The sequence below is a fragment of the Kitasatospora sp. NPDC048722 genome, assembly GCF_040650235.1.
Taxonomy (GTDB): domain Bacteria; phylum Actinomycetota; class Actinomycetes; order Streptomycetales; family Streptomycetaceae; genus Kitasatospora.
This window is the reverse complement of the sequence record NZ_JBEZGX010000191.1, coordinates 1-1,115: the sequence shown is the minus strand read 5'-3', so window position 1 is coordinate 1,115 and position 1,115 is coordinate 1. Positions and strand designations below refer to the sequence as shown.

Annotated in this window: 1 pseudogene; it reads right to left on the bottom strand. The window is 52.2% G+C overall.

Going from position 1 to position 1,115, the window contains the following annotated elements:
* Positions 1-1,115: pseudogene (locus AB0C76_RS41485) on the bottom strand (peptidase S8); the annotation flags it as partial.

The following is a 1,115-nucleotide window of genomic DNA, read 5'->3' as shown; positions in this document are numbered from 1 at the left end:
CATCGCCTTTGTCCTTACCTATGTCGCCTGGAGCGGGCGCCGGGGTACCTTGAGCGCCGCCTTTGTCGCTAGTACCGGTTGTATCGTCGCCTTTACCAACTGTCTTGGCCGCTTCAACGGCAGCTGCCACCTTCGTTTTCAGACTTTGCAAAGCTTGTAAATGTGCAAGCTTGTCAGACGCATCAGCACTGGCTTGACCAGACGTCAATGTGTCAGCAATGTCGGCATACCAAGTTTTGCCAGTTGCAGCATCTTTAGCATTGCCAATCTCAGCCGGTGTTGCCGCTTTAATACCCTCCGCAAGTTTTGCTAATACTGCATCAAGTACCTTGGCAAGAGTCGCTTGAAGCTGGTCGTCCGTTTGCGTACCTGCTTGAGCTTGTGCCACTAGGTCGTCTAACGCTGCAGTAAATGTTTTGCCAGTGATTGGATCAGTTTGATTGCCCAAGTCCGTTCCCAGCGCAGCCTTCACAGATTGCAACTGGTTAAGCAGCGAAGTCTTCTTATCTGCAGGTAACTTGGCAGCTAATTGATTGATCGCAGTTTGCAGGTCTCGATTGGCACCAGTAAGTGAATCAACTGAGGCGTTCGTCTGATCAAGCGCCGTTTGTGCCTTCTGCGTTGCCGCTGCTAAAGCAGTCGTTGTGGCATCATCATACTTACCGCTGGCACTTAGCGTTTTGGCGGAAGCAATCAGATTAGTCAGTGCCTGCTTAGCTGCCTGCAATTGTGCAGGATCATCGGCCTTGATATTGGTGACAACATAGTCGACGGCTGGTGATTCATTACCGTATAAATCAGTCGACTTAAACTTGAAGGTGCCATTTGCCGTGATCGTGACACCGGCTGCCGGAACATCCTGATATGTCTTGCCACCATCAGCACTATACTGAACCGTTTCGCCCGTTGCGGAAGCGTTTGCCGTCAGAGTCACCGTTTGGGCTGGTTCAGTGGTACTTGGCGTCACAGTTGGTGCTGCCAGTGTTTTCTTTGGTTCGTAGTAAACTGTGATGTTCTTGGACAGCGCCTGGCCCGCCTCGGCCTGCCGATCCGGTACGGCTCGACGAACCCGTTCGGCTTCATGGAGCTGCAGAACGTCCAGGAGCTGACCAACT